This is a genomic window from Streptomyces sp. NPDC059142 (assembly GCF_042755665.1).
Taxonomy (GTDB): Bacteria; Actinomycetota; Actinomycetes; order Streptomycetales; family Streptomycetaceae; genus Streptomyces.
Genome location: NZ_JBHZDA010000053.1, coordinates 43724 through 51049, shown reverse-complemented (window position 1 = coordinate 51049; position 7326 = coordinate 43724). Strand labels below are relative to the sequence as shown.

The following is a 7326-nucleotide window of genomic DNA, read 5'->3' as shown; positions in this document are numbered from 1 at the left end:
CGGACGCCCCCACCGTCGACCATCTGATGCTCGCCACGCGCCTGATGGTCGCCGAGAACGCGGTGGACGACTGCTCCTGCGAGGACCACGGCGGCGCGCCCCGCGCCCGCGCCGCGGGCCCCGCCGGCGGGGCCCCCCCCCCCGCGGTGCTCCGCCGTCAGCCGACCGAGCTGTACGCCACCACTCCGCGGCGCACCGCGTCGACCGCCTTGCGGGCGTTCTTCGCGACCGTGCTGTTCTCGCGGGGGGCCGCCGCCGCGATCTGGCCGAGGACGTCGATGACCTGCTTGCACCAGCGCACGAAGTCACCGGCCGGCATCTCCGCCTCGCGCAGGACCTCGTCGAGCCCCTTGCCGGAGGCCCACATGTGGACCGGCCAGGCGAAGCCGAGGTCCGGCTCGCGCTGGCCCACGCCCTCCGTCTGGCTGATCTTCAGATCCTCCTCCAGGGCGTCGAGCCGGCCCCAGATACGGACCATCTCGGCCAGCGCGGTCTTCGCGTCGCCCGCCGGGAGCTTCGGCGCCACCGCGTCGTCCGCCTGCCGGGCCTCGTAGACCAGCGCGGAGACACAGGCCGCCAGCTCGGCCGGCGAGAGCCCCTCCCAGACCCGGTCCCGCAGACATTCGCTGGCCAGGAGGTCCAGCTCGCCGTAGAGCCGGGCCAGCCGCTTGCCGTGTTCGGTGACCTCGTCGGCGCGCAGATAGTCCAGCTCGGTCAGGAGCGCGACGATCCGGTCGAAGGTGCGGGCGATGGTGTTCGTCCGGCCCTCGATCCTGCGCTCCAGCTGGCGGGTGTCCCGCTGGAGCCGGTGGTAGCGCTCGGCCCAGCGGGCGTGGTCCTCGCGCTCGTCGCAGCCGTGGCACGGGTGGGCGCGCAGCTCCGTACGGAGCCGGGAGATCTCCCGGTCGTCGGCGGCCGCCGCCCGCTGCCTGCGGTGCCGCTCGGGCACGATGTGGCCGGCCTTCGTGCGCAGCGCGGACGCCAGATCGCGGCGCGACTGCGGCGAGCGCGCGTTGAACGACTTGGGGATGCGCATCCGCTCCAGCGCCTCCACCGGCACCGGGAAGTCCATCGCCGCCAGCCGCTTGACCTGGCGCTCCGCGGTCAGGACGAGCGGACGCGGGCCTTCCTGGTAGTCGTAGCCGCGGTGCCCGTTGGCGCGTCCCCCGGGCAGTCCGGGCTCCAGGACGAGCGCGAGCCCCGCGAACTTGCCCGTCGGCACATGGATGACATCGCCCGGCTTCAGCCGCTCCAGCGAGGACGCCGCGGCGGCCCTGCGCTGCGCCGCGCCCTGCTTGGCCAGGTCCGTCTCGCGGTCCTTGAGGTCGCGGCGCATCCGCGCGTACTCCTCGAAGTCCCCGAGGTGGCAGGTCATGCCCGCCCGGTATCCGTCCAGCCCCTCCTCGTTGCGCTGGACCTGCCGGGAGATCCCGACGACGGACCGGTCCGCCTGGAATTGCGCGAAGGAGGTCTCCAGCAGCTCACGCGACCGATGCCGCCCGAACTGTTGTACGAGGTTGACGGCCATGTTGTACGAGGGCCGGAAGCTAGAGCGCAGCGGATACGTACGCGTCCCGGCGAGCCCGGCGAGCGCGCCCGGGTCCATGCCGCGCTGCCAGAGCACCACCGCGTGGCCCTCGACGTCGATGCCCCGGCGCCCGGCCCGCCCGGTGAGCTGGGTGTACTCGCCGGGGGTGATGTCGGCGTGCTGCTCGCCGTTCCACTTGACGAGCTTCTCCAGCACCACCGACCTGGCCGGCATGTTGATGCCGAGGGCGAGCGTCTCCGTGGCGAAGACGGCCTTGACCAGACCGCGGACGAACAGCTCCTCCACGATCTCCTTGAAGGTGGGCAGCATGCCCGCGTGGTGCGCGGCGATGCCCCGCTCCAGGCCCTCCAGGAACTCGTAGTAGCCGAGGACGTGCAGGTCCTCGCCCGGGATGGAGGCCGTACGCTCCTCGACGATCTCCCGGACCCGGCGGCGCGCCTCGTCGGTGTTGAGCCGCAGCCCCGCGTACATGCACTGCTGTACGGCGGCCTCGCAGCCGGCCCGGCTGAAGATGAAGGTGATCGCGGGGAGCAGCCCCTCCGCGTCCAGCCGCTCGATGACCTCGGGCCGGCCGGGTGTCCAGATACGGCTGCGCTGGCGGCGCTCGCGCTCCCGGTCCGCCTCGCGGATCATCTTGCCGCGGCGGCGGTCGCGCGGGTTGTACGTGCGCTGGTTCTCCATCCGGGCCAGCCGGACCAGGTCCGGGCTGACCTCGCGCTTGGCGACGCCCCGGCCGCCGTGGTCGGTCTCCTCCTCGAAGAGGTCGTACATGCGGCGGCCGGCCATCACGTGCTGCCACAGCGGTACGGGGCGCTGCTCGGAGACGATCACTTCGGTGTCGCCCCGCACGGTGTCCAGCCAGTCACCGAACTCCTCGGCGTTCGACACGGTGGCCGAGAGCGAGACCAGGGTGACGGAGGCCGGGAGGTGGATGATCACCTCTTCCCAGACGGCGCCTCGGAAGCGGTCGGAGAGGTAGTGGACCTCGTCCATCACCACATGGCCGAGGCCGACGAGCGCCTGCGAGTTCGCGTAGAGCATGTTGCGCAGGACCTCGGTGGTCATGACGACCACCGGCGCGTCCGCGTTCACACTGTTGTCACCGGTGAGCAGGCCGACCTTGTCGGCCCCGTACCGCTTGGCGAGATCGGCGTACTTCTGGTTGGAGAGGGCCTTGATCGGGGTCGTGTAGAAGCATTTGCGGCCCTCGGCGAGGGCCAGGTGCACGGCGAACTCGCCGACGATCGTCTTGCCGGAGCCGGTGGGCGCCGCGACCAGGACGCCCTTCCCGGCCTCCAGGGCCTGGCATGCCTCGATCTGGAAGGGGTCCAGACCGAATTCGTACATCTCGCGGAAGGGCGTCAGCGCCGTGGCCCGCTCGGCGGCGCGGACCCGGGCTGCGGCGTAGCGCTCGGCTGGTGAGAGGTCCTCTGTCATCTTGCGGTCGAGCCTACCCGCCCCCTCCGACAGTCAGCCCGATCTTTAATCGTCTTTGGGCGGCACCGCTCCGCCCCCGCCGGTCAGGTGATGTCGTCGTACCCGTTCACGCGGTTGTTCCGGGTGCCGTCGGACTGTTCCGGCAGTGCGGGACGGTTCGCCACGGGTTCGATCTCGCCGATGTCCTCGGGCGTCAGGTCCAGGTCCGACGCCTCGTCGTCGCCGGGCCCCGCCGCGATACGGGCCGCCTTGCGGCGGTCGTTGAGCAGGGAGATCCCCGTGGCGAAGAAGTAGAGCACCCAGATCGGCACGGCCAGGGCGAGCATGCTGAGCGGGTCGGTGCTCGGGGTGGCGACCGCCGCGAAGATCGTGATGCCGAGGATCATGCCGCGCCACCAGCCGGCCATCCGCTTGCCGCTGAGCACTCCGCCGAGGTTGAGCATCACGAGGAGGAGCGGCAGTTCGAAGGCGAGACCGAAGACGACCACCATGCGGGTGATCAGATCGAGCAGATCGTCCAGCGGGAGCTGGTTGTCCAGGTCGGCGGGCGAGAACTCCAGGAGGACCCGCGCCATGGTGGGGAGCGTCTTGTACGCGAAGAAGCCACCGGCCAGGAAGAGCGGGAAGCCCGCGGCGACGAAGCCGAGGGAGTACTTCTTCTCGTTCTTGTGGAGCCCCGGCGCGATGAACGCCCAGAGCTGGTAGAGCCAGACCGGCGAGGAGAGCACGACGCCGGCCATCAGGGAGACCTTGAGGGCGAGGGTGAAGGGCGTGATCAGGCCGTTGAGGACGATGCGCGCGCAGGTGCCCTCCCTCCGCTGGGCGAGGTCGGCGAAGCTCGCGTCGCATCCGACGGACTGCAGCACCGGGTTCGTGAAGAACTCGATGATCTCCTTGTAGGAGAAAGCCGCGACGATGGTCACGACGACGATGCCGATGAGCGCCTTGACGAGCCGGTTGCGCAGCTCGCGCAGATGCTCGACCAGTGGCATCCGCCCCTCGGGGTCCGTCTCCTTCTTACGGGCGGACTTCAGCAACCCACGTCCTCATCTCGTGCGGCGGGCCGCCCCTCATGGCAGTGCCCGCTCCGTCCCAGGTGGTGTCAGCGCTTGGTCGAGTCCGTCGGCTCGCTCACCGGGCGCGCGCTCGTCACATCACCGGGGAAAGCCTGGATCGTACGGGGCGCCGCCTGGTCCTGAGCGGTGTCGTTCGGCGGATCGGCCGGGGCGGTCTGCTGGCCCTCGGACTTCATGGCCTTGGCCTCGCTCTTGAGGATGCGGGCCGACTTGCCGAGCGAACGCGCCATGTCGGGGAGCTTCTTCGCGCCGAAGAGGAGAACGACCACGACGAGAATGAGAATGATCTCGGGGGCACCGATCTTTCCGAACAGCATAAGTCTTTACCTTCTCACCGAGGCGGCACGGAACGGGCCTGCGTGGATAGGGCCGGACTTGTGTCCGACAAGTTGCCCAGCGATCGTAACGCGCGGGGGTGAACAGAGGGCAATCCCCGTGCGTACTTCAAGCGCGCGGCCCGCGCCTCGCTGCCTGGGCCACGTCGTGCAGCGTACCTCTCATGAACCGCCCTGAGCAGGGGGCGTGTGGACTACCGCAGGGCGTCACCGGTGGCGGCGAGCCGTGTCGCGGCCCGCTCCAGGTCCTCGGCGGCGAGGTTGATCCGCTCCGTGGTGGCGGCGACCTGGCGGCCGAGCCGCCGGGCTTCGAGGAAGACCCGGACGGCCAGGACGCCGAGCACGGCGATCCCGAGGAACCCCAGGGCGATGGCGATCATGGGCCAGAGCATGGTATTAGACCGCCCCCGGCAGGTCCTGGAGCGTGGAGTGCAGACGCATCGTCCGCACCCCGCCGCCCGTGAGCAGTTCGATGATGCGTTCCCCCGCGGGCTTGCGGACCGGGGCCTCGCACTCGGGGCAGACGAAGGAGTAGAAGGTGGTGCGCCGGCTGGCCCCGATCGCCAGGCGCAGCGCGCCCGCCGACAGTTCGAAGGCGGCCCGGCACTCGGGACAGGCGGCCCTGAAGAGAACCGGGACCACCGTCGAAAGACCAGACGGCCCAGACATTGCCGACATATTTCCGTTTCTCCTTGTCCTCAGCCGTTCGCTCACGTCCGTGCGGTCACCGGCCCCGCGGGGTCATTCCCCCGCCGTACGGGCCGGCCGCCACCGCCCGCCTGTCATCCGTGGATCTCGTACGCCGCCAGCGCCTCGGCGGCGGCCCGGCGCGCGCTGTCCGCCAGCTCCGGCGGGGCGACGATCCGCCCGTCGCCGCCGAGCCGCAGCGCGAGCCGCCGCAGCGAGGCGGGCACCGGGGTGCGCAGCGTGATGCGCAGCCCGCCGTCGGGCAGCTCCACCGCGCTGTCGTGCGGGTAGTACTCGGCGACCCACCGGCCGCCGGGGCCCACCTCGACGATCACCTCGGGGTCCTCGGCGGACGGCTGCACCAGCCCCTCCGACAGATCCCGCAGCTCCAGCTCGGGGGGCGCGGCCGGGGCGTCCAGCAGCCTGATCTCGGCCACCCGGTCGAGCCGGAACGTACGCCGTGCCTCGGAGAGCCGGCACCACGCCTCCATATAGGTGTGGCCCACGGCGAAGAGCCGGATGGGGTCGACCTCGCGCTCGGTCAGCTCGTCGCGCGCCGGCGAGTAGTAGCGCAGCCACAGCCTGCGCCGCTCGGAGATGGCCCGGTCGACCTCGGCGAAGACGCCGCCCTCGGACTCGAAGGTCACCGAGAGCCGGGAGCTGGCGCCCGCCGCCTCACCGGCCGCGGCCTCCAGCTTGGCGGTGGCGCGCAGCAGCGCCTGCCGGTCGCCCTCGCGCAGGCCGGGCAGGGTGGCGACCGCGCGGGCCGCGACGAGCAGCGCCGTGGCCTCGTCGGCGGCGAGCCGCAGCGGCTCGGCCACGTCGTCGGGGTTGTGCCACCAGATCCGGTCGCCGTCGGTGTCGATGTCCAGCAGGTCCCCGCCCCGGAAGCTCGTCCCGCACATGGGCAGGACGTCGAGGTCGGAGATCAGCTCGTCCTCGCTGATCCCGAACGCGCGGGCCACGTCGCCGACATGGGCTCCCGGGCGCTCGCGTAGATAGGTCACCAGCGAGAGCATCCGCCGGGTCTGGTCGATCGCGTTGGCTGCCACGGTGTGTCCGCTCCCCCTCAGCCCTTGGCCACGGCGCGCAGCCGGTCCAGGACATCGGCCCGCAGATCCGCGGGCTCCAGTACGACGACGTCCGGACCGAACTCCACCAGCCAGGCGTCCAGGCCGTGTCCGTACGGGATCTCCAGCTCGTCCCAGCCGTCGGCCGCCGCCCGGGTCGACAGCGCCCGGGAGCGCAGCGGGTAGCCGCAGCCGGAACGGAGCCTGATCAGCGCGGAGCGGGTCGCGGTCTCCCCCGCCCAGCTCTCCACGGTCTCGCGTACGGTCACCACGTCGGGCACGGGCGCGCGGAACGTACCGACGCGCGAGCGGACCCGGCCGGTGATCCGGGAGAGCCGGAAGACCCGCTCGGCGCCGCGGTCGCGGTCCCAGCCGGCCAGGTACCAGTGTCCGCGCCAGCACTCCAGCGTCCAGGGCTCGACCTGGCGCTGTTCGGCGCGGGCCGCGTTGGCCTTGCGGTAGTCGAAGGAGACGGGGCGCCGGTCGCGGCAGGCGAGCATCAGCGGCTCGAAGGCGGCCTCGTGGACGGGGATACGGGGTTCGAGGGCGCCGTGGTGGGCCTCGTAGCTGTCCTCGGCCTCGGGCATCCCGGCGGCGCGCAGCTTCTGGAGGGCGCCGCTCGCCGCACCGGCCAGCCGGGCCTGCTGCCAGACCTTGGCGGCCAGGCCGAGGGCCGCGGCCTCCTCGGCGTCGAGGGTGATGGGGGGCAGCCGGTTGCTGTCGCGGCGGGCCAGATAGCCGGTCTCGCCGTCGAGGTTCTCCACCGTCTCGATGACCAGACCGAGTTCGCGGAGGTCGTCCTTGTCCCGCTCGAACATCCGGTTGAAGGATTCGTCGGTGCCGGCTTCCAGGTACGCCTCGATGGAACCACGCAGCTCGCGCTTGCTGAGCGGCCGCCGGGTCCCGAGCAGACACAGCGCCAGATTCATCAGCCGCTCGGCCTTGGCAATGGCCATCGACGCCTCGCACCCCTCGTTGATCGTGCCGCCTCCGCCCGCTGACCGTACCGTCCCGGGGTGTCGCGGCAAAGCCGAGGGGGGGGGGCCGCGAGGGCGGGGAGGCCCCGGGGGGGGCGCCCGGCGGGGCGCCGCGGCCTCACAGCCGCGCCCGCCCGGGGGGCGCCCGGCGGGGGCGCGCCCCCCCCCAACGGCCCGATGGCGGAAGCTGTCACC

At 71.9% G+C, this 7326-nt stretch carries 7 protein-coding genes and 1 pseudogene; 1 reads left to right on the top strand and 7 read right to left on the bottom strand.

Annotated elements, in window-relative coordinates:
• Positions 1 to 101 (top strand): annotated as a pseudogene (locus tag ACFXPK_RS20015) (cyclase); the annotation flags it as partial.
• Positions 102 to 157: 56 nt separating this feature from the next.
• Here ACFXPK_RS20015 and ACFXPK_RS20010 read toward each other — a convergent pair.
• From ACFXPK_RS20010 to ACFXPK_RS19980, 7 genes are all read right to left on the bottom strand, one after another.
• Positions 158 to 2986, bottom strand: a complete 2829-nt coding sequence (locus ACFXPK_RS20010) for a DEAD/DEAH box helicase (RefSeq protein WP_385077162.1) — start codon at positions 2984 to 2986, stop codon at positions 158 to 160.
• A gap of 83 nt (positions 2987 to 3069) precedes the next feature.
• A complete protein-coding gene (gene tatC / locus ACFXPK_RS20005) occupies positions 3070 to 4023 on the bottom strand; it encodes a twin-arginine translocase subunit TatC (protein ID WP_384999919.1) in 954 nt (317 codons plus the stop codon).
• Between the two features lie 65 nt (positions 4024 to 4088).
• Positions 4089 to 4376: a Sec-independent protein translocase subunit TatA gene (gene tatA / locus ACFXPK_RS20000; RefSeq protein ID WP_384999965.1), complete on the bottom strand. Its 288-nt coding sequence runs from the start codon at positions 4374 to 4376 to the stop codon at positions 4089 to 4091.
• A gap of 215 nt (positions 4377 to 4591) precedes the next feature.
• On the bottom strand, positions 4592 to 4789 hold the full coding sequence (locus ACFXPK_RS19995; protein ID WP_384999921.1) for a hypothetical protein: 198 nt from the start codon (positions 4787 to 4789) through the stop codon (positions 4592 to 4594).
• Between the two features lie 4 nt (positions 4790 to 4793).
• Positions 4794 to 5075 (bottom strand): hypothetical protein, encoded by a 282-nt coding sequence (locus ACFXPK_RS19990; protein WP_384999924.1) that lies wholly within the window; start codon positions 5073 to 5075, stop codon positions 4794 to 4796.
• A gap of 104 nt (positions 5076 to 5179) precedes the next feature.
• A complete protein-coding gene (locus ACFXPK_RS19985; protein WP_385077158.1) occupies positions 5180 to 6136 on the bottom strand; it encodes a helix-turn-helix transcriptional regulator in 957 nt (318 codons plus the stop codon).
• 17 nt (positions 6137 to 6153) lie between these two features.
• On the bottom strand, positions 6154 to 7110 hold the full coding sequence (locus ACFXPK_RS19980) for a helix-turn-helix transcriptional regulator (protein ID WP_384999929.1): 957 nt from the start codon (positions 7108 to 7110) through the stop codon (positions 6154 to 6156).
• Positions 7111 to 7326 lie beyond the last annotated feature (216 nt).

Excerpts from the sequence above, each read along its gene's own strand:
- ACFXPK_RS19980 (WP_384999929.1), bottom strand. The coding sequence starts at position 7,110 with ATGGCCATTGCCAAGGCCGAGCGGCTGATGAATCTGGCGCTGTGTCTG.
- ACFXPK_RS19990 (WP_384999924.1), bottom strand. The coding sequence starts at position 5,075 with ATGTCGGCAATGTCTGGGCCGTCTGGTCTTTCGACGGTGGTCCCGGTT.
- ACFXPK_RS20010 (WP_385077162.1), bottom strand. The coding sequence starts at position 2,986 with ATGACAGAGGACCTCTCACCAGCCGAGCGCTACGCCGCAGCCCGGGTC.
- ACFXPK_RS19995 (WP_384999921.1), bottom strand. The coding sequence starts at position 4,789 with ATGCTCTGGCCCATGATCGCCATCGCCCTGGGGTTCCTCGGGATCGCC.